This is a genomic window from Peribacillus glennii (assembly GCF_003429105.1).
Lineage (GTDB): Bacteria > Bacillota > Bacilli > Bacillales > DSM-1321 > Peribacillus > Peribacillus glennii.
This window is the reverse complement of record NZ_QVTD01000010.1, coordinates 106,822-126,236: the sequence shown is the minus strand read 5'-3', so window position 1 is coordinate 126,236 and position 19,415 is coordinate 106,822. Positions and strand designations below refer to the sequence as shown.

Genomic DNA, 19,415 nt, shown 5'->3' with positions numbered 1-19,415 from the left:
TTTCGAAATAGGTGATAGATATGAAAGTTGGAATAGTCGGTCTTGGAAAAATGGGTTATAACCTTTCTTTAAATGTAATGAATAAACATGAAGTAGTGGCTTTTGATGTAGATGCATCCAATGTTGAAAAATTATCTGCAGAAGGAGGAACAGGGGTGCATTCCCTTGCCGAACTCTCGGAAACACTTGAAAGCCCCCGTGTTGTGTGGCTTATGGTGCCTGCCGGGCCTATTACAGAAAAAGTGCTTAGTGAACTGAAAGGTCTGTTAACGGCAGGGGATATCGTAATCGACGGCGGAAACTCGAATTACAAGGATTCAATCCGACGCGGTGCCGAGTTAAAAGAGCAGGGCATCCATTTCCTTGATGTTGGTACCAGCGGAGGTACAGAAGGTGCCCGAAATGGCGTCTGTACAATGATTGGCGGAGACAAAGAAGCATTTGATTCCGTAGAAGAGCTTTTCCGTGATATTTCTGTTGAAAATGGGTATTTATATGCTGGGGAGATTGGAAGCGGCCACTTCTTGAAAATGGTACATAACGGGGTTGAATATGGCATGATGCAAGCCATTGCAGAAGGATTTGAAGTGCTTGAGAAAAGCTCTTTCGAATTTGATTACGAAAAGGTTGCGCGTGTTTGGAACAATGGCTCTGTCATTCGCTCTTGGCTAATGGAGCTAACGGAACATGCATTTTCGAAGGATGCGCGCCTTGATGGAATTAAAGGTATTATGCAGTCATCTGGTGAAGGGAAGTGGACGGTCGAAACAGCACTTGACCTCCAGGCTGCAACCCCGGTAATCGCGATGTCGTTAATGATGCGCTATCGTTCTCTGGATGAGGATACATTCTCAGGAAAAGTGGTAGCTGCACTTAGAAACGAATTCGGAGGGCATAGTGTCGTAAAAAAATAAGAAGCATTTTACCAAAATTCTTTGGAATCCACTAAAATCAAATAAATAAAACGGTAGGGCCGGTCACTCCGGCTTCTTTTTGCGTTTTTAGGGCGATGCAGCTTCTAATCATTTAAGGGGCGGGTAATATCAGTCATAAAATACTAGGCTTTACTAACAATAAAGAGGTAAAAGAGCGGTTCTTGGATCCTATTTTCAAAAGGAAAAGGGTCATTTGCAAGCCAATTTTATTAAACAAAACTATACACCAAGTGGAGGCAAACGATGAAATATATTATCGCTATAATCGCCCTGATTGTTGTTTTTATTTTAGCAATGCTTGCAAGCAGTGATCGCAAACACGTTAAAATAAGACCTGTTATCCTGATGGTTATCATCCAACTAATCCTGGCTTTTCTTTTGTTGAATACAAGATTCGGCCTTGTCATTATTGAAGCAGTCGCAACGGGTTTTGGAAAGCTTCTAGAATATGCGTCCGAGGGTATCAACTTCGTTTTTGGCGGACTTGCCAATGAAGGACAAGCTCCTTTCTTTCTGTCGGTTCTCCTTCCAATTGTGTTCATTTCCGTGTTGATTGGAATCCTGCAGCATTTTAGGATCCTTCCTTTCATTATGAGAGGAATCGGGGTCCTGCTCCACAAGATAAATGGAATGGGGAAATTGGAATCCTATAATGCAGTAGCTTCGGCCATAGTCGGACAATCGGAAGTCTTTATTACCGTTAAAAAACAGCTCGGCCATCTGCCGGAGCACCGCCTCTACACTTTATGTGCATCCGCAATGTCTACGGTATCAATGTCCATTGTTGGTGCCTATATGACCATGATTGAACCGAGATATGTAGTGACGGCCATCGTACTTAACCTATTTGGGGGATTCATCATCGCCTCCATCATTAACCCTTACTCAGTGGATGAAAAAGAAGATATCCTTCGCGTACAGGAAGAAGCGAAACAATCATTTTTCGAGATGATCGGGGAATATATCATGGATGGCTTCAAGGTAGCCGTGATTGTAGGTGCAATGTTGATCGGTTTCGTCGCATTAATTGCAATGATCAACAATTTATTTGATCTGGCATTCGGAAGGAGCTTCCAGGAACTCATCGGGTATCTTTTCGCTCCTGTTGCCATACTGATGGGAGTTCCTGCAGGTGAATCCGTCGTTGCCGGCGGAATTATGGCGACAAAGCTCGTGACGAATGAATTTGTGGCGATGATGAATTTAGGGGAGGTAGCTTCAGAAATGAGTGCAAGGACGCTTGGCATCATTTCCGTATTCCTGGTTTCCTTCGCAAACTTTTCCTCTATCGGTATCATTGCCGGAGCTGTCAAAGGGCTGAATGAAAAACAAGGAAACACGGTTGCGCGCTTCGGTTTGAAGCTGCTATACGGTGCCACATTGGTCAGTGTCCTTTCGGGAATCATTGTAAGCTTTGTATTATAATTGGGTCAGTCCCCACTTGCTTTAAAGCGGGTTGGGACTGACCCCAAAAAAAGAGGTGGTATCTGGTGGCACAAACATATGAGAAAGCCATCTTTGCCGGTGGATGCTTTTGGTGCATGGTTTCGCCCTTTGATGAGATGGACGGAATAATCGAAGTCGTTTCCGGATACACCGGCGGCCATAAAGAAAACCCAACATATAAGGAAGTTTGTTCAGAAACCACCGGCCATTATGAAGCGGTTGAAATTACTTTTGATGCTAAGATTGTGCCTTATGAAGAGCTGCTGCACCTGTATTGGCAGCAAATAGATCCAACCGACGAAGGCGGGCAGTTTTCGGACAGGGGAAAGTCGTACCGGACGGCCATCTTTTATCAAAATGACCAGCAGAAATCAGCCGCCCTGGCGTCTAAAAAAGAAATAGAGCAAAGCGGGCGTTTCTCAAAAACAATCGTCACAGAAATAGTTCCCGCCGGGAAGTTTTACCGTGCTGAGCAATATCATCAGAATTTCTATAAAAAGCATGCATTTCGCTATGAACTTTATCGGCGTGGATCAGGACGCGATTCCTTTCTGAAGGAGCATTGGCCAAAAGACAACTCACACCTAAAGGAAAAACTTACGGATATGCAATTTTTCGTTACCCAGGAAAATGGGACAGAACCTCCTTTTGAAAATCAATATTATGACAATGAAAGAGAAGGCATCTATGTTGATATTGTCTCAGGGGAACCGCTTTTCAGCTCACGTGACAAATATGACAGCAGCTGTGGCTGGCCAAGCTTCACCAAGCCGATTATGTCGGCAAGCGTCAAAGAGAAGGTTGATGTACGCCACCGGATGACGCGTACCGAGGTAAGAAGCAGGGAAGCCGATTCGCACCTTGGCCATGTATTCCCGGATGGACCTGGACCTAAGGGATTGCGCTACTGCATCAACTCTGCTGCCCTGCGTTTTATCCCAAGGGATGATATGGAAAAGCAGGGATACGGGGATTTACTTTTATTGTTTGCAATAAAATAACGAGCGATAAGCAAAAGTCGCTCGTTTTTTCTGTCTCAAAGAGACCTTAAGATATTATTCGTTAGTTTTACTGAAGCAAACTCATTATGGAGGCTGCTCAAATGAACATTATGAATCATATCGGCTGTCAGCATTCCACCGCCATCAAATTTTTCCTTGTGAAAAGCAGCGGCCGCATCCGCTGCCACAATTATTTCAAATCCAAGGTTGCTGCCCATTCGCCCCGTTGTCGAAACACAATGGTCCGTCGTTAATCCCGCCATTACCAGCCGTTTGATTCCACACTTGCGCAGATGCTGCTCAAGCCCCGTTCCTATGAACGCACTGTTTACATATTTTCTGATAATCTTTTCATCTTGTTCAGGCACTAACCGGTCCATAAATGCGGCGGACGGTCCACACTTATAAAATAAACTGCCCGGTTTGTCGGAAATATGCTGGCTATGGATCACCGGCCAATCATTATGCCGGAATTTTTGCAGCAATTTTTCCGCCTCCCGTTCAGCAAACGGGTTGTTCCGGTTTCCCCAATCTGGGTGATAAAAAGCTTTTTGAAAGTCGATCAAGAGCAGGGCCGTATCATGATTTGATTGATTCATTGAACTTCCCTCCGTTCCGTTTTTAGATCAAGTAGGGCGCCGAAAAACTGCTGGGCTGATGTGAAACAAATAAATGCAGCCAGTTCCGAAATTTCCTCATCAGTAAAAACGTCCTTCAACTCATTGATAAACTTCTCCTCAACATTTTCCCGTTGTAAAAGAAACATCTCTGAAAAACCAACTGCACAGCTCGTTTTTACATCTACGGACAGTTCCGGCTTTCCCTTTGCCTGTCAATATTCGCACCCATTTCCAGATGCGAGCGCCCTTCTTACTTGCTCCTTTAATTCGCTGGATAATGTTCCATCAAGTGTCCGATAGCGAATTCCATTTATCAAGAATGGCTTGCGAATGGAATAACCCCTGGAAGGGACTGGATCCCAGCCCTGATTTTTTAATCCTTGCCATCAAAATTCCCCCTTTAGAATAATCGTACAGAAGAATGCAAGGGAATTTAATTTAATCTGTAAAAGGAACCGTTTTATTTATTTAAAATTGTAATATTATTATGGAAGGAGGGTTTACAAATGAAAATAGACGATATCGACCGAATGATCCTAAAGGAATTGGCAAAAGACAGCAGGCTGTCAATGAGGGAGCTGGGAAAGAAGGTTCACATGTCATCCCCGGCTGTAACGGAACGGGTTCGGCAAATGGAGTCGTTTGGGGTGATAAAGGGATACAGTATCGAAACGGACCTAAAGAAATTGGGCTATCCGATTGAATGCATTGTGGAAGCCACGATAAAAAATGGGGAGTATGACAGGTTCAAGAAATATATTGCCGGGCTGCTCTGTGTGGATTTTTGCTACCGGATTGCCGGCCAGGCCTGTTATATTATTAAAATCCATACCGAAAGCATTGAGAAGGTGGAGGAGTTCATTAACGATACCATTCCGTACGCCTCTACTGTAACACACATCGTTTTGTCACGTATCGAGACTTCAAATCCGGCTCTATAAGAAAAAGGGATCGAACATGATATGTTCAATCCCTTTAGGAAATTACGCTGTTTTGTTATTTAATTTGATCGCCGGACGGTTCCAGTTTTTCATCCAGTTTTTCACGGCAGTAATGATAATCACTAAGCCCAATGCCAGCATGATAATGGACAGAATGGCATTCAGGACGCTATAACCAGCAGCTGCTGTGTTCAGATAAACGTTTTTCACCATCCAGTAACCAGCATAGTTTACCGTTACATAAAGATAGGAAAGTGGAATCAGGCAAGTTAACATATAACGCCGTTTGTCGGCTACCTTCAAAATAATGGTTGCCCCGACTATCAAACCGATTGAAGCCATCAGCTGGTTGGATACACCGAACAGCGCCCAAACGGAACCAATGTCTCCTGAGAAAAGCAGGTATCCCCAAAGGAAGCAGGCTAAAGCACTTGCGAAGATATTTCCCGGGACCCAATCTACCCGTTTAAGCGGTTTATAGAAAGTACCGCCAAAGTCTTGAATCAAGTAACGTGCTACACGAGTGCCGGAATCAATGGCAGTCAGGATGAATAATGCCTCAAACATGATAACAAATTGGAAGAAGAAAGAGGCAAGATTACTGAACCAAGGAATTTCTGTAAAAATATATGTCATTCCGACAGCAAGAGTAACAGCGCCGCCTGTCCGTCCTTCCAGGTCCAATCCGATTGCTTGGCTAAGCTGAGCAAGGTTTACAGTCTCCATGCCCAGTGTTTTGAATACTTCCGGAGTGGAGTTAATCGCAAAATAATCGGCAGGTTGAAGGGCTGTCGCCGCAACAAGTGCCATAATCGCTACCACACATTCTACCAGCATTGCGCCAAAACCGACAACCTTAATGTCTTGCCAGCGGTCCAGCATTTTTGGCGTTGTACCAGAGCCTACAAAGGCGTGGAATCCGGATATCGCGCCGCAAGCGATGGTGATCGAGATAAACGGCCACACTGGTCCAGCAATAATCGGGCCGCCGCCGTGGATGAATTCTGTTAAAGCAGGGAACTGAATGTCGGGATTCACAACGAAAACCCCTGCAATCAATGCAACGAACACGCCAATTTTCATAAAGCTGCTTAAGTAATCGCGCGGTGCAAGCAATAACCATACCGGCAACGCTGCAGCAAAGAAAGCATAGATAGGTAGAATTATAGATAATTCCTTGACATCAAAACTTAGCAAATCACCTAAGAATGTACCTTGGATATAAGGACCAACGAATACAGCCGCCATGATAAGAGCAAATCCGACAATGGTAGCCCCTTTTAGGTTTCCAGTCTTTCTATGGTATAAACCTACTCCCATTGCAATCGGAATGGTGCTGCCTACAGCAAAGGTTCCCCATGGGTTATGCTCTAAAGCATGCAGTACAACCATGGATAAACCGGCCATCGTTATCGTGATGATGAATAACATTGCTAAACCCGTACAAAATCCTGCTACCGGGCCTAATTCCCTTTTGGCGATTTCAGCTACAGATTCACCGTTCTGGCGCATTGATGCGAATAATACGACTGCATCATGAACTGCACCGCCGATAACTGCACCGATCAACAACCACAACAATCCCGGAAGATAACCGAATTGTGCTGCCAAAATTGGGCCGACAAGCGGGCCGGCTGCGGCAATCGCTGCAAAATGGTGCCCGAACGCCACCCATTTATTCGTTGGAACATAATCTTTGCCGTCCTCCCTAGAATGGGCCGGCGTTTTTTGGGCCTCATCTAAAGCTTTTAGTTTCATTACTTTAGCGGCCATAAACGTGCCGTATAAACGGTAAGCAATCATTAATATACAAATAGAACCAATTACCATTGTAATCGCATTCATTCCTAATACCTCCCATACCCTTTGTTCATAGATGAATATACCCTATGAAAAGGGGGATGTGAGCGTTTTCAATACAATTGACAGAATTTTCGACATGAAATGCAAAAATAGAATGCTGAAATGCAGGTGTTGTCCGTGACTTGCATTTTAAGAGGTTTAAAATCCGAGAAGCTGCTTCAGGTCTTTCACATAGGTTCGGCTGACAGGTACCTTAGAACCGTCTCTCATCAGTAAATTATAAGTCGAATTAAACCATGGCTCTATTTCCGCAATCGCATGAATATTGACAAGAAAACCGCGGTGCACGCGCGCAAAAGAACCAGGTGGCAATTTTTTTTCAAGGGTGACAAGCGGGTCAGATATTTTATACTCCTCCCCAGTAGTTTTGATGAGGGTTTTTCCTTCTGTCGACCCAATGAAAACAATGGAGGATATATCCACCAGAATAATCCGTTCTTCTGCCATTACGGGCAGTTTACCGGTGTGTTCCTTGGCAGCTTTTGTTTCAGGTGCCGGAAATGTTTCCCGGCCCCCTATGGCCCGCAGTGCGGCAATCTTGTCCAATGTGTTTTGAAGGCGGGTTTCATCAAATGGTTTCAGGATGTAATCGACTGCATGCAACTCAAAAGCCTCGAGAGCATATTCATCGTATGCAGTGGCAAATATCACAGCCGGCGCCGGATCCAATTTGCGCAGCTGTTCCGCGAGCTGAAGCCCGCTGTCTTCAGCAAGCTTGATATCAAGAAAAACAAGATCAGGGCCAAGGGATGGGATTTGGGCCATCGCTTCGTCCATACTGCTTGCTTCTCCGATTACCTCCACTTCTTTAGTCCGCAGCAATAAATATTTTAATTCATCACGCGCCAGTGGCTCATCATCAACTAAAAACGCCTGTAACATGTTCCTCATTAACTCCTTTTCTGTCTATAGGAATGCTGACTGTAATTTCTGTCCCGCAACCTTCCGTACTTTTAATTTCAAATGAGGCATTTTCATTATAGATTCCTTCCAGCCGCTCCCAGATATTTACGAGTGCGGTCCCGGTACCATGTTTTGAATGCACTGGTTGTTTCCCGAGCAATTCAAATTTATCCGGGGGAATGCCTTTGCCATTGTCCTTGACGGAAATATGCATATGCTGGTCTACCCGGCGGACGGCAATTTTAACGTCACCCTTGCTATGGACACGGGGAAAGCCATGGTGAATGGCATTCTCAACCAGTGGCTGCAGCGTAAAGGGTGGCAGCAGTGTTCCTTCAAGGCTAGGTTGGATTTCGATAGTGATTTGGTATTTATCCGGAAACCGGGCTTGTTCCAACGATAAATAAGCCTTTACATGCTCCAGTTCTTTTTCAAGAGGGATCAGTGTATGGCGTGCACCCTGCAGATTGCTGCGAAAAAAATGGCTAAGCTCTAACAACAGCTTTCTTGCTTTTTCAGCATCGGTCCGGCATAGAGCAGAGATTGTGTTTATTGCATTAAATAAAAAATGGGGGTGAACCTGGGCTTGCAGGGCTTTAATCTCCGCATCTTTCAATAACTTGCTTTGGTTCTCTGCCAGGGCAAGTTCAAGCTGCGCGGAAAAAAGCTTCGCCAATCCTTCGGCCAGCTCTTTTTCCACTTCATTCAATTGGTCAGGCTTTTCAAAATAAAGCTTTAAAGTACCGACTGTGTTCTGGTGGACTTTCAAGGGCAGAACGACTGCTGCACGGAGAGGGCAGGATGCATGGTAACAAAAGATTTCCTCTTTGCTTTTGGCGGTAATGACCCGTCCTTGCTGCAAGACTTTTTTCGTTAAACCAGTTGCAAAGCCCTGCAGCGGAACATGATGATCGGACGCTGAACCTACGTGGGCTAACACCCTATGTTCGTCTGTAATGGCAATGGCGTCGGCATGCGTAAGTGTCAGGATGATTTCAGCGACTTTTTTGCAAGACTCGGGATTCAATCCTTGGCGAAAATAGGGGAGTGTCCGGTCGGCAATATGAAATGCCAAATTGGTCTGCAGCGCCCTTGTACGTTCTTCTTCTCTAAGTATGGACTGAATGATCAACATAAATAAGAGTGTTCCAAAGCCGTTTATGAAAACCATCGGAAGGCCGATCACCTTAACAAGGTCCCATGCGAGCGGAAAAGGCTTGGTTACTAAAAGGATCATGGCCATCTGGACCATTTCCATCAGAACACCGATCAGCACTGCAAAACCGGGAGAAATAGGTAACTTTACCTGCCTTCGCTTTCCAAAATAGCCAGCAGCAAATCCTGCCAAAACTGCAGAGATTGCACATGCTGCTGCAGTAAATCCTCCCAGCATGTATCGGTGCGCCCCGGCAATAAGGCCAATTCCCAGACCTACGAAAGGACCGCCGAGTATCGAGCCAATGGCAATGCCCATAATCCTTGTATTGGCTATTGCGCTGTCAGGTTCAATATGAATGAGCCAGGCATTTTCCGCGACTTCATTTTGGCGTATTTCAACTCCTGTATAATTGCTGATTATGCCAATCATACCGAAGACCGCTATCAACAATGCCTTTTCGGTAAACCGCTGTTCATTGATATGAATAATGCGCCTGAACGATTTGATTTGGGAGAGCAGGAAAGCGGCTATCAAAATAACGCCTACCCTTTCCAGCATTAATGGCAACAAGTGAATCATTTTGCTTCATCCTTTAAGGAAAAAATAATAAGGTGTTGTACCAGTTATTTTCTGCATTTTAGCAAAACTCGCCGAATGGCAAGCCTTTTTTAAACGCAAAAATCAGGCGCAGCCCCGGTTCACAGGACAAGAGGGCTTCACGAAACAAAGCACACTTTGTGAGGATGCGGCGCACTTAGCCTGTGTTCTGCTTTATACAGAAGGGAAAGGTTCTACTTTCATTTTGCTCAAAAAAAGCCTGGAACCCTAAGGACACCAGGCTTGTAACTATTACAGCTTAAAGGAACTTTTCAGTTCGACGATCTGATTAAATACAATATGGCTTTCATTTGTATGCTTTGGATCAGCGTTAAAATAGCCGTGCCTGAAGAACTGGAATTTATCCTGCGGTTTCACATCTTTCATATTCGGTTCCACAAAGCCCTGGAGGATCTCCAATGAATTTGGATTGACACGTTCAAGGAAGGTTTTTTCGGTGTTCTCTTCATTCTCTTCCTCGTCCATGATAAGCGGCTGGTATAACCGGATTTCTGCAGGTACGGCATTGCTCGCTTCCACCCAATGGAGTGTTCCTTTTACCTTGCGGCCAGTAAAGCCTGTTCCGCTTTTCGTCTCAGGATCATACGTACAGCGAAGCTCGACCACATTGCCATTCTCGTCTTTTATGACTTCTTCACATTTGATGAAGTAAGCATGTTTCAACCGGACTTCATTCCCCGGGAAAAGTCGGAAGTATTTTTTCGGAGGATTCTCCATAAAGTCATCCTGTTCGATATAAATCTCCCGTGAAAATGGAATTTGCCTAGTACCCATCTCTGGATTTTCCGGGTTGATTTCGGCCTCCAGCATTTCGACCTGCCCTTCAGGATAGTTGGTGATCACAACCTTAAGAGGCCTGATAACTGCCATTGTCCGAGGTACTTTTAGTTTTAAGTCCTCGCGGACAAAATGCTCCAGCATCTGGGAATCAACAGTGCCGTCCGCTTTTGACACACCGATTTCATGGCAGAAGGCCCTGATTGCCTCGGGGGTATATCCTCGCCTTCTTAGTCCGGAAATCGTAGGTATCCTCGGGTCATCCCAGCCATCGACAAAGCCTTCATCAACCAATTGCTTCAGCTTTCGCTTGCTCATCACGGTGTTGGACAGGTTCAACCTTCCAAATTCGTATTGGCGTGGAGTGCTTTCCATTTCGCAGTTTGCAACTACCCAATCATAAAGCGGGCGTTGATCCTCAAATTCAAGCGTACACAGGGAATGAGTGACACCTTCAATTGCATCCTCAAGCGGGTGTGCGAAGGCATACATTGGGTAGATACACCATTTATCACCCGTATTATGGTGGGTAGTGTGTGCTATGCGGTATATTACAGGGTCACGCAAATTGATATTAGGAGATGACATATCGATCTTTGCGCGGAGCACTTTTTCACCGTTTCCGAATTCACCGTTACGCATCCGTTCAAATAAGTCCAGGTTTTCTTCGACAGAGCGATTACGGTAAGGGCTGTCCTTGCCTGGTTCGGTTAATGTTCCTCGATATTCGCGGATTTCATCTGCAGAAAGGTCATCCACGTAGGCGAGGCCTTTTTTAATCAACAGAGCTGCGCGATTATACATTTCATCAAAGTAATTGGAAGCGAAGAAAAGATTATCCCAATCGTAACCCAGCCATTTCACATCCTCTTTGATGGAATTGACATATTCCACATCCTCTTTCAGCGGGTTCGTATCATCGAAGCGAAGGTTGGTCTTCCCGTCAAACTCGTCGGCAACGCCAAAGTTCAGGATAATGGACTTCGCATGGCCGATATGGAGGTATCCGTTCGGTTCAGGTGGAAAACGTGTGATGATATGATCATGCTTTCCAGTCGCAAGGTCCTCTTTTATGATATGTCGAATAAAATTCGGTGAGTTATTTTCCAACTGTGTTCAACCTCTTTCATCGTTTCTATTCATTTAAGTTTACCTGTATATATATCATAAATACAGACATTTTTCCATGTTCGGAGGGCAGGTGCCGCATGGGGATATCAGATTAAATTGGTCAATGCAACTTCAATGTACCGCCCAAAGATTTTCATGGATATAAAAAGAGCCAGACTCGAGGATAGTCAGGCTTTGTTCCAGCGCTCTAGCTTATGGATATTTCGGGTAAAAAACCGTGCAAGGAATCCAGGGATTCCAATCTCCCTGATTTTATGTTCAACGCGCATTTTCATTTCCGAAACGGTTAACTCAGGGAGCACAAATTCACCATTTACATAGCAATGGCTGCAATACTTCAAGCTTATTTGTCCATCTTTTTCCGTTCCGCCGCCCTTTTCGTCTTTTGCAAGCGGCATGCCGCAGCTCTGGCAGCTTTTATATTTTTTCAAAGGTAAATTCTCCAATGATGTAATTAGTGCCATTGTAATATGAATAATGCTTTAGAATCAACTAATGGGGGAGAGGGGAGAACGAGAAAGGGGCATGGTCATTTTTGGGGTCAGTCCCCCAGCGCGTTAAAGCTTCAGCGCGATGGGGGACTGACCCCAAAGTTTCAAGTTTATTTTAAAGCTGTAGTTTTGAGGAACTCCTTGGTGCGTTGTTCTTTCGGATTGTTGAAGAAGGTTTCTGAAGAGGCGCTTTCGATAATTCTGCCTTCGTGCATAAAGACAATCCAGTCGCCAACTTCACGGGCAAAGCCCATCTCGTGGGTCACAACAACCATGGTCATGCCTTCTTCGGCAAGTTCTTTCATTGTGGTTAGTACCTCGCCGACGAGCTCGGGATCGAGCGCTGAGGTCGGTTCATCAAACAACAGGATATCCGGCTGCATGGCCATGGCCCGGGCGATGGCCACCCGTTGTTTCTGGCCTCCTGAAAGCTTGCTTGGGTACACATCCGCTTTATCCTCAAGGCCTACTTTAGCCAACAAATCCCTGGCTTCTTGAATGGCCTCATTCTTCGGAACCTTCTTTACGTGTACCGGTGCTTCTATAATATTTTCAAGCACTGTCATATGCGGGAAAAGTTGAAAATGCTGGAACACCATTCCTACTTTTTCCCGGACTTTGTTCATATTCTGGGTTTCAGGATTGATTTCTTCGCCTTCAATGATAATCTGGCCGCTATCCTTTTTCTCAAGGAAATTAAGGCAGCGGAGCAGGGTGCTCTTTCCGGATCCGCTCGAACCGATCAAGCACACGACATCACTCTCTAAAACTTTCATATCTATGTCTTTAAGGACGTGAAGGTCCCCAAAGGATTTATTTAAGTTTTTGATTCTGATCATGGTTCTTTTTTCTTCCACTTATGAAACCTCCTATCGGTCACTTACTGCAAGTTTCCTTTCAATCATGTTCACAATGATGGTCAGGATGGCTACCAGAATTAAATAATAGACTGCAACAATCAGCAGGTACGTCATTTCATCAAAATTGTTGGATCCCAGGGTAGTCGCTACGTTAAATAATTCATTCATCGAAATGAACGCTGCGAGTGATGAATCCTTCAAACCGATAATGAATTGGTTTCCCAATGGGGGCAGGGCACGGCGGAAGGCCTGCGGCAAAATGATTCTGCGCAATGCAAGTGATTTGGTCATGCCAAGGGAACGGGCGGCTTCCATTTGGCCCTTATCGATCGATTGGATGGTTCCGCGGAAAATTTCTGCAATATAGGCCCCATTATGGAAGGCAAGCGCAAGAGCGGCAGCCCAGAAATCAGGAAGGAGAAAGATGCCGCTGATCCCAAAATATAAAATGAAAATCTGCACGATAAGCGGTGTACCGCGTACAAGATAAATATAAATATCTGCTATAAGCCCTAGGATTTTAATATTCGATATTTTTAAAAGTGCAAAGAAAAGACCAATAACAATCCCAACCAGGATAGATACAGCAGTAAGCTCCAGAGTGAGGAGCATGGCATCGATAAAAACGTTAGTCGAGCCCGTAAATGTCTCAAAAAAATGTGCAAAGCTAGGCAAGGGAACAACATCCTTTCTGCTTACTGATATTATTCAGGTTTTTTCGTGATATCTTCACCGAAATATTTCTCGCTTATCTTGGAAAGCGTCCCATCGTTCCTCAGGTTTTCCAATGCTTCATTAACCCGCTTTAATAGCTGGGGGTTATCCTGCGGCAGGACTATGGCCTGCTCGCTTCGTTCTATCAGCTGGCGCCCTTCAATTTGGAAGCCTTCCTTGGCAGCGGTTTTCCCGGTAACAAAATCCGTAATCACAGCATCATGCCGGCCACCGCTCAAAGCTTTCAAGGCGGTTATATCGCTATCGTACATCTTGATCTTGTCTGTATATTTTTCCGCTGTCGATGCGTAGGTAGAACCTTTTGCTGCGGCCACTTCTTTTCCTTTTAAATCCTCTGCCGTTTTGATTTTGCTGTCCGGCCTTACAAAAATTTGCGGACCTGAGTAGTAATAAGGGGTCGAAAAAGCAACATGCTTGCTGCGCAGGGGATTAATAGTGTGAGAGGCAACGGCTGCATCAGCGCGTCCTGTCTTTACTCCCTCGACAATACCCTTGAATTTAATCCGCTTCGGGGCGGGCTTCAAGCCTAGTTCCTTGGCAACTGCCCGTCCTACTTCTATATCAAAGCCTGTCAGGGTCATATCATTTTCCACATAACTGAACGGTTTGAATTCGCCGGATGCTGCGTATACAAAGGAGTCTTTATCTATGAGCTTAGAGCCATCATCCAGTTGTTCTTTTTCTGCACAGCCAGAGAGAGACATGAGCAGAAAAATGGATGAGAAGGCCAGCTTGATCTTCATGTTCATGCCTGGTCATTTTCCCCCTTCGAAATCAAAAAATATTAATCTACTTACCTAGTTACCCTTATTTACAGTCTTGTAACCTTTTTGTTAGGAAACTTGCAGAATTCGAGGGGGCATAAAGGTATGTTGCGTACAGGGGCGGAAATAAAAAGGGATCTGCTTCAATAAGCTGGATCCCTTTTGGTTAAAAATAAGAGTATTCTACTTTCACGGCTGCAGAAATGTTAAGTTCACCTGGCTGTATCGGTGTGGCGGCTGCGGCAATTTTCGAATAGGCGTCCATTTGGAAAGGCAGCGGTTGGCCGATACTGGTTTCCTGAACCTGTTCAGGTGTATCATTCAATGTGACGCCTAGTGTCTTTGCCATCGATATGGCCTTTTGCCTTGCGTTCTCAAGAGCCAGTGACAAGGCACGGTTATAATGTACTTCCTGGTTTGATACGGTAAATCGTACGCTTGATACAGTATTTGCACCATTCTTTACAGCCGTATCAACAATTTCCCCAACCTGTTTTATATTTGAAGCAGTAATCCGAATCAGGTGGGTGACCTTATAGCCCCTAAAGATTTGTGTTCCTTCTTGATAGTCATACTGGGGGTCGATGCGGTATTCTACCGTTTTAATTTGGTTTTCGGGAATGCCCAGGGCTTTTATCGAGTTGATGACTCTTAAGATAATAGCGGCATTATCCTGTTGGGCAGCAGCAGGGTCTTTATTCTCTGTAGTCGCGCCTAGAGTGATAATTGCCTGATCTGGGGCTGCCTGAACGGTTTCCTCTCCTGAAACGGTCAAGCTGTTTGTTTTATTGCGATCAAGGGAAACAGGTGCTGAAGAAAAGGGAGGATAACGGTAATTGTTCATTTTTCCACCAGCTTTCCATAAAAAATGCTTACTAAACAATGTACGGGAAATACAGACGGAAAATTACAGATTATTCAAACGAACTATTATATACCTGGCGCCCAGGTTGATTTTAGGTACATTTGTAAAATTCTGCAGGGTGGACTTGCTGAATAGGGATGTATATTTGTGTATTATTTGAGGGGATTTGCTGGATGAAGGGCAGAAATTGGTGAATTGCCTGCTATATCGGCTGGATAACACCTACTGCGTTGAATGTCACAACTGAGGAGGCTAGTGGGCTTAATTCGCCGTGTCTTGGTGTGTGAATTGCCTGGTGGAAAACTAAACTCCAGGTACTCAGGAAGGTTGCATGAATACTCCCTCGCCTCCATCAAAAAACCCCCAAACATGGGGGTTAATCTTGATCAACCTTCTTTAAAGGTTCCACTGCCGGACCTTCCAAAACCTCACCATTAATGGAGAAACGGGAGCCGTGGCATGGGCAGTCCCAAGTCCTTTCACCGCTGTTCCATTCAACCTCACAGCCCATGTGGGTACAGGTTGAATCAACAATATGGAGCTTTCCGTCCTCATCCCGGTAACAGCCGGCTTTATTGCCATTAATTTTTACGATCGCTGCTTCATCATTTCCTAAATCCTCAGGATTTTTTTGCACCATTGAAAACTTGCCTTGAATGAGTTGTTTAGCTACATCGATATTATCTTTCACAATATTTTTCATACCTGGCTTAGCATAAAACCGGGAAGGTGAATATAACTCCTCATACGGGTTTTTCTTTTTCAAGATAAGGTCCTTCAGCAAGTTGGCGGCTGCAGTACCATTGGTCATTCCCCATTTTCTGTAACCGGTCGCCACAAAAACGTTCGGATGGTTTTTAGTGGCTTGTCCAATATAGGGAATTTTGTCTGCGGTGTTTAAATCTTGGGCTGACCAGCGGTACAAAATCTCTTTAATACCAAAAACCTGCTCGCTGAATTCCTGAAGTGCTTCATAATGTTGGAACATGGAAATGCCCTGTCCGGTTTTATGCCTTTCACCGCCGACTATGATCAGTTTTTCGCCATCCATGTCTGTATAACGCAGCGAGCGTGTCGGGCTGTCAGCACTGATATACATGCCGCCCGGAAAATCAGTTTTTGCCTTTATACCAAGGGCATAAGATCTCTCCACATGCATTCTTGCAAAATAAAAGCCCATTTCATCATTAAAAGGGAAGTGGGAGGCGGAAATCACATAATTACAAATAATCGTCTTGCCATTTCTTGTATGGATTGTTGGTGATTCGCCATCCTCAATTTTTGTTGCCGTCGTATGTTCAAATATTTTTCCGCCTGCATTTGTGATTTCAGGAATCAAACCTGTCAAATATTTTAGTGGATGAAACTGTACCTGCTTTTTCATCATAAGGGCTGCCTTGCATGGAATAGGGAAGGGGATTGTTTCGACATATTCGCCAGGGATGCCAAGCCTTTGGTATGCTTTCAATTCGTCCTGGATTTTGCTCACGTACTCTTCGGTCCCTGCGTATACATACGCATCTTCGTAGGTTAAGTCACAATTTATATTTAACTCTTTGACTGTATTTACGACAAACTCCATTGCCCCGTGATTTGCTTCATAATACAGCTTTGCTTTTTCTTCGCCGATATCTTTTATCAGCTGGTCATAAATCAAGTCGTGTTGGGCAGTCACTTTCGCCGTGGTATGGCCGGTAGTGCCGTTCAGTATTTCTCCTGCATCTATCAAAACGACATTGATGCCTTCTTTGGAAAGAAGATAGGCAGTCGTTATCCCTGTTATTCCACCGCCAACTATTGCTACGTCTGTTTCGATATCATGGTCGAGCTTTGGAAAAGTGGGAAACGCGACGAAGTCCCTCCAATATGGCTCAGGATATTGTGGCAATTGGGTTTTCTCAGTTTGGTCAGACATACATAATACCTCCTTTTATCTTGCCCTATTAGGTAAGTAATCACTTTTCCTGAAGAGACTACTTGATTACGGTCTGTCTTTTGTCAGGGCTCCCCGTTTGAGTTTTCAATACTTTAATATTCCAGTCCATTTATTACCATACCCAGAATAGTCGGTTATACACGCGTATTTTTCCATTAAAAGAGGAGGGAAGATTTAAGTTGAGGAAGAATATTTCAGATGGAATTTAGTTCAGGAAGTCATGTATACAATTTTTGTATACATGTAAACAAAAAAGTACACAATGTATACATGGAACGTATACAAGTTTACAATATTGTACACACGTTGATATATAAGGATGTATACACTTTTGTTAGTATTGTTTACGAAAGTGTGTACAAAATTACAAAACCATTATCCTCCAAAAGGTGTATTGACCATTTTATGAAACTTTCATATTCTTAAATAAATGTGGCTTTCACATTTTTTGTTTGATCTCTAAAAATAGGAAGGAATGGTTTTATGAGTAAATCTAGAATCGCGGCTGTCGATGTTGGAAATGATGCCATCAAAGCGCTGTTCGGAAAATTGGATTCTGAACTATACATACCTAACGTAATTGCAAGAGATATAGAGGACAGGCCTGTTATCGGAATCGAGGATTTAAATGAACAGGACCCGATTGATGGCCTGCACATAAGAGTCCACTCACCTGCCCTTCAAGACAACAATGCAATCTACCGTGTCGGAAACCTGGCAACAAAAAGTGATAATCCATCAGAATTGGATCCGGGAAGCAGCAAGTCAGAAGAGGACCAGACATTGGTCATGTTGTTTGCAGCATTGGCCTTGGACGCAGTAAAAGAAGAAAACTCCAAAACATTCGAAAAAGCAAATAACGTAGTGGATGCCAGCTATACTTTAGGGACGGGCCTTCCACTCCGTGAAGTAAAAGAAGGCAAGGATGTAGGCTACCGCTCCAGGCTGCTTGGGTCAGTCCACCAGGTGGAATTCTTGGTTACTCCAAGATACCAGGGGTTGAAGGTCAATATAAAATTTGATGAAGTGAAAGTGTATCCCGAGGGCTTTGCAGCATATATCAACCTAGTGATGGATAATGATTTAAACATTATTAATCGGGATTTAATTGATAAGCGAATCCTAATCCAGGATATCGGCGGTTTATCCACAGATATTGCTGTTATCAAAAACCGCAAAGTGGACGACGACAAATCACAGGGATTTAATCTTGGCGTGGCTGAAGCACTCGAAGCCATTAGGGAGGAAATCCGCAAGAAGCATGGCGTGGAACTTGACAGCAGGCGGGATGTCGTTGAAATCATTACCAAGAAAAATGACAGAAACCACATTATGGTGCGGGGAAGCCGTACGAGTGTGCACGATATTACGGACCGGATTTTAGGAGAACTGGCTAAGAAGCAATATCGCCACTTACGCAATATTTGGCAGAAGAATTCCCAATCAGAAATCTGTTATTTTATCGGTGGCGGAGCCATCGTGCTAAAGGATTACTTAAAAACGCTCAATAATAACCTGGATGGCTATAATATCGATTTCTTTGAAGACGAAAAGGAAAGCATCTGGATGATGGCCAATGCTTATTATAAATTAGTTTCGGACTTCATCAGAAGAAATGCTAAACAAGCACCGGTTAAATCCGAAAACAAGAAGGACGAACAAAAAGCCGGCACAACTAAATAGGTGATTAAATGAAAAAATCGACCGGGACAGGAATACAAAGAGGGCAGGCGATCACTTTCCGCCTCCCCTCTGATACCCCTGACCATATTATAAGGCAGCTTCAAAAGCTTAAAGAAACTGAAAAAAGGAACTTTTCAAGCAAAATAGCTGAATTCGTAATAGAAGGGGCAGGGAATAGTTCCATCCAGGAAAGGGAAATGATTACAATACCATTGCCTCAGGCATTAAGCAAGACGCAGCGGGATTGGCTGAAGTATGCACATTCCGAAGCTCTCATTGGAAGCATTGTTTATCAGCTTCTCTCAGATCCGTTAAGGGCAACCGCCCTCCTGGCATCATTAAACAGCAATGCTTCAGAAATTGATGAGGCACTTTATTTACAGGAAGAAGCGAATGAATTGCCTGAAATTCTAAGTGAAAATAAGGACATTCCAAACAAACAAAGTGAGAATATCGTGGAAGATAATGATTTGGATGACTTTGACTGGAGCCAGGCAAAAGCTATAGATCCCGGAGAGGATAAGGATCAGGAACCGGTTAAAGAAGAAAGCCTGGATGACCTTCTGGGGGATTTCCTGGCACAAATGAATAAATGAAAACAAGGATGTCTGCGGCTGCAGGCATCTTTATTTTAACAGAGTTAAAAACCAGCATGAGTTGCAACTCCTAAAATTGAGGAGGAAAAAC

The 19,415-nt window shown here is 44.2% G+C and carries 18 protein-coding genes; 6 read left to right on the top strand and 12 right to left on the bottom strand.

Going from position 1 to position 19,415, the window contains the following annotated elements:
• Positions 1-20: 20 nt before the first annotated feature.
• The 3 genes from gnd to msrB all read left to right on the top strand — a co-directional run bounded on the left by gnd (position 21) and on the right by msrB (position 3,382).
• On the top strand, positions 21-914 hold the full coding sequence (gene gnd, locus D0466_RS14760) for a phosphogluconate dehydrogenase (NAD(+)-dependent, decarboxylating) (RefSeq protein ID WP_117323327.1): 894 nt from the start codon (positions 21-23) through the stop codon (positions 912-914).
• Between the two features lie 264 nt (positions 915-1,178).
• Positions 1,179-2,360: a NupC/NupG family nucleoside CNT transporter gene (locus tag D0466_RS14755; RefSeq protein WP_117323326.1), complete on the top strand. Its 1,182-nt coding sequence runs from the start codon at positions 1,179-1,181 to the stop codon at positions 2,358-2,360.
• A gap of 62 nt (positions 2,361-2,422) precedes the next feature.
• Positions 2,423-3,382: a peptide-methionine (R)-S-oxide reductase MsrB gene (msrB, locus tag D0466_RS14750; protein WP_267897397.1), complete on the top strand. Its 960-nt coding sequence runs from the start codon at positions 2,423-2,425 to the stop codon at positions 3,380-3,382.
• Positions 3,383-3,417: 35 nt separating this feature from the next.
• Here the strand turns inward: msrB and D0466_RS14745 are convergent, their stop codons facing one another.
• Both D0466_RS14745 and D0466_RS23485 read right to left on the bottom strand, forming a co-directional pair.
• On the bottom strand, positions 3,418-3,981 hold the full coding sequence (locus D0466_RS14745) for a cysteine hydrolase family protein (protein WP_117323325.1): 564 nt from the start codon (positions 3,979-3,981) through the stop codon (positions 3,418-3,420).
• The gene (locus D0466_RS23485; protein WP_325048731.1) at positions 3,978-4,148 is read right to left on the bottom strand and encodes a hypothetical protein; all 171 of its coding nucleotides are present in this window, start codon (positions 4,146-4,148) and stop codon (positions 3,978-3,980) included. The genes D0466_RS14745 and D0466_RS23485 overlap by 4 nt, the downstream gene beginning before the upstream one ends.
• Positions 4,149-4,508: 360 nt before the next feature.
• Here D0466_RS23485 and D0466_RS14735 point away from each other — a divergent pair, with 360 nt between their 5' ends.
• A complete protein-coding gene (locus tag D0466_RS14735; protein ID WP_117323324.1) occupies positions 4,509-4,943 on the top strand; it encodes an Lrp/AsnC family transcriptional regulator in 435 nt (144 codons plus the stop codon).
• Positions 4,944-4,985: 42 nt separating this feature from the next.
• Here D0466_RS14735 and D0466_RS14730 read toward each other — a convergent pair whose 3' ends face one another.
• The 10 genes from D0466_RS14730 to D0466_RS14685 all read right to left on the bottom strand — a co-directional run bounded on the left by D0466_RS14730 (position 4,986) and on the right by D0466_RS14685 (position 17,024).
• Positions 4,986-6,788: a carbon starvation CstA family protein gene (locus tag D0466_RS14730; protein WP_117323323.1), complete on the bottom strand. Its 1,803-nt coding sequence runs from the start codon at positions 6,786-6,788 to the stop codon at positions 4,986-4,988.
• A 156-nt stretch (positions 6,789-6,944) separates the two neighbouring features.
• The gene (locus D0466_RS14725) at positions 6,945-7,688 is read right to left on the bottom strand and encodes a LytR/AlgR family response regulator transcription factor (RefSeq protein ID WP_117323322.1); all 744 of its coding nucleotides are present in this window, start codon (positions 7,686-7,688) and stop codon (positions 6,945-6,947) included.
• Complete coding sequence (locus tag D0466_RS14720; protein ID WP_117323321.1) at positions 7,666-9,447, bottom strand: sensor histidine kinase; 1,782 nt, start codon at positions 9,445-9,447, stop codon at positions 7,666-7,668. The genes D0466_RS14725 and D0466_RS14720 overlap by 23 nt, the downstream gene beginning before the upstream one ends.
• 270 nt (positions 9,448-9,717) lie before the next feature.
• Positions 9,718-11,373, bottom strand: a complete 1,656-nt coding sequence (locus D0466_RS14715; RefSeq protein ID WP_117323320.1) for a glutamine--tRNA ligase/YqeY domain fusion protein — start codon at positions 11,371-11,373, stop codon at positions 9,718-9,720.
• Positions 11,374-11,561: 188 nt separating this feature from the next.
• Positions 11,562-11,825 (bottom strand): zinc ribbon domain-containing protein, encoded by a 264-nt coding sequence (locus D0466_RS14710; RefSeq protein ID WP_117323319.1) that lies wholly within the window; start codon positions 11,823-11,825, stop codon positions 11,562-11,564.
• 170 nt (positions 11,826-11,995) lie between these two features.
• On the bottom strand, positions 11,996-12,724 hold the full coding sequence (locus D0466_RS14705) for an amino acid ABC transporter ATP-binding protein (RefSeq protein ID WP_117323420.1): 729 nt from the start codon (positions 12,722-12,724) through the stop codon (positions 11,996-11,998).
• Positions 12,725-12,754: 30 nt separating this feature from the next.
• Positions 12,755-13,420, bottom strand: a complete 666-nt coding sequence (locus D0466_RS14700; RefSeq protein WP_117323318.1) for an amino acid ABC transporter permease — start codon at positions 13,418-13,420, stop codon at positions 12,755-12,757.
• 29 nt (positions 13,421-13,449) lie between these two features.
• Entirely contained in the window at positions 13,450-14,223 is a 774-nt protein-coding gene (locus D0466_RS14695; protein WP_199484566.1) for a transporter substrate-binding domain-containing protein, read from the bottom strand.
• Between the two features lie 187 nt (positions 14,224-14,410).
• Complete coding sequence (locus D0466_RS14690; protein ID WP_117323316.1) at positions 14,411-15,088, bottom strand: SIMPL domain-containing protein; 678 nt, start codon at positions 15,086-15,088, stop codon at positions 14,411-14,413.
• 397 nt (positions 15,089-15,485) lie between these two features.
• A complete protein-coding gene (locus tag D0466_RS14685; protein WP_117323315.1) occupies positions 15,486-17,024 on the bottom strand; it encodes an FAD-dependent oxidoreductase in 1,539 nt (512 codons plus the stop codon).
• Between the two features lie 504 nt (positions 17,025-17,528).
• On the opposite strand from D0466_RS14685, the gene D0466_RS14680 reads away from it, so the two are divergent.
• On the top strand, positions 17,529-18,728 hold the full coding sequence (locus D0466_RS14680; protein WP_117323314.1) for a ParM/StbA family protein: 1,200 nt from the start codon (positions 17,529-17,531) through the stop codon (positions 18,726-18,728).
• 8 nt (positions 18,729-18,736) lie between these two features.
• A complete protein-coding gene (locus D0466_RS14675) occupies positions 18,737-19,324 on the top strand; it encodes a hypothetical protein (protein WP_117323313.1) in 588 nt (195 codons plus the stop codon).
• Positions 19,325-19,415: the final 91 nt, after the last annotated feature.

What these genes read in the sequence shown, in the direction of transcription:
- gnd (WP_117323327.1), top strand. Translation starts at nt 21, where the DNA reads ATGAAAGTTGGAATAGTCGGTCTTGGAAAAATGGGTTATAACCTTTCT.
- D0466_RS14755 (WP_117323326.1), top strand. Translation starts at nt 1,179, where the DNA reads ATGAAATATATTATCGCTATAATCGCCCTGATTGTTGTTTTTATTTTA.
- D0466_RS14745 (WP_117323325.1), bottom strand. Translation starts at nt 3,981, where the DNA reads ATGAATCAATCAAATCATGATACGGCCCTGCTCTTGATCGACTTTCAA.
- D0466_RS23485 (WP_325048731.1), bottom strand. Translation starts at nt 4,148, where the DNA reads ATGTTTCTTTTACAACGGGAAAATGTTGAGGAGAAGTTTATCAATGAG.
- D0466_RS14735 (WP_117323324.1), top strand. Translation starts at nt 4,509, where the DNA reads ATGAAAATAGACGATATCGACCGAATGATCCTAAAGGAATTGGCAAAA.
- D0466_RS14730 (WP_117323323.1), bottom strand. Translation starts at nt 6,788, where the DNA reads ATGAATGCGATTACAATGGTAATTGGTTCTATTTGTATATTAATGATT.
- D0466_RS14725 (WP_117323322.1), bottom strand. Translation starts at nt 7,688, where the DNA reads ATGTTACAGGCGTTTTTAGTTGATGATGAGCCACTGGCGCGTGATGAA.
- D0466_RS14720 (WP_117323321.1), bottom strand. Translation starts at nt 9,447, where the DNA reads ATGATTCACTTGTTGCCATTAATGCTGGAAAGGGTAGGCGTTATTTTG.
- D0466_RS14705 (WP_117323420.1), bottom strand. Translation starts at nt 12,724, where the DNA reads ATGATCAGAATCAAAAACTTAAATAAATCCTTTGGGGACCTTCACGTC.
- D0466_RS14695 (WP_199484566.1), bottom strand. Translation starts at nt 14,223, where the DNA reads ATGAAGATCAAGCTGGCCTTCTCATCCATTTTTCTGCTCATGTCTCTC.
- D0466_RS14690 (WP_117323316.1), bottom strand. Translation starts at nt 15,088, where the DNA reads ATGAACAATTACCGTTATCCTCCCTTTTCTTCAGCACCTGTTTCCCTT.
- D0466_RS14685 (WP_117323315.1), bottom strand. Translation starts at nt 17,024, where the DNA reads ATGTCTGACCAAACTGAGAAAACCCAATTGCCACAATATCCTGAGCCA.
- D0466_RS14680 (WP_117323314.1), top strand. Translation starts at nt 17,529, where the DNA reads ATGAGTAAATCTAGAATCGCGGCTGTCGATGTTGGAAATGATGCCATC.
- D0466_RS14675 (WP_117323313.1), top strand. Translation starts at nt 18,737, where the DNA reads ATGAAAAAATCGACCGGGACAGGAATACAAAGAGGGCAGGCGATCACT.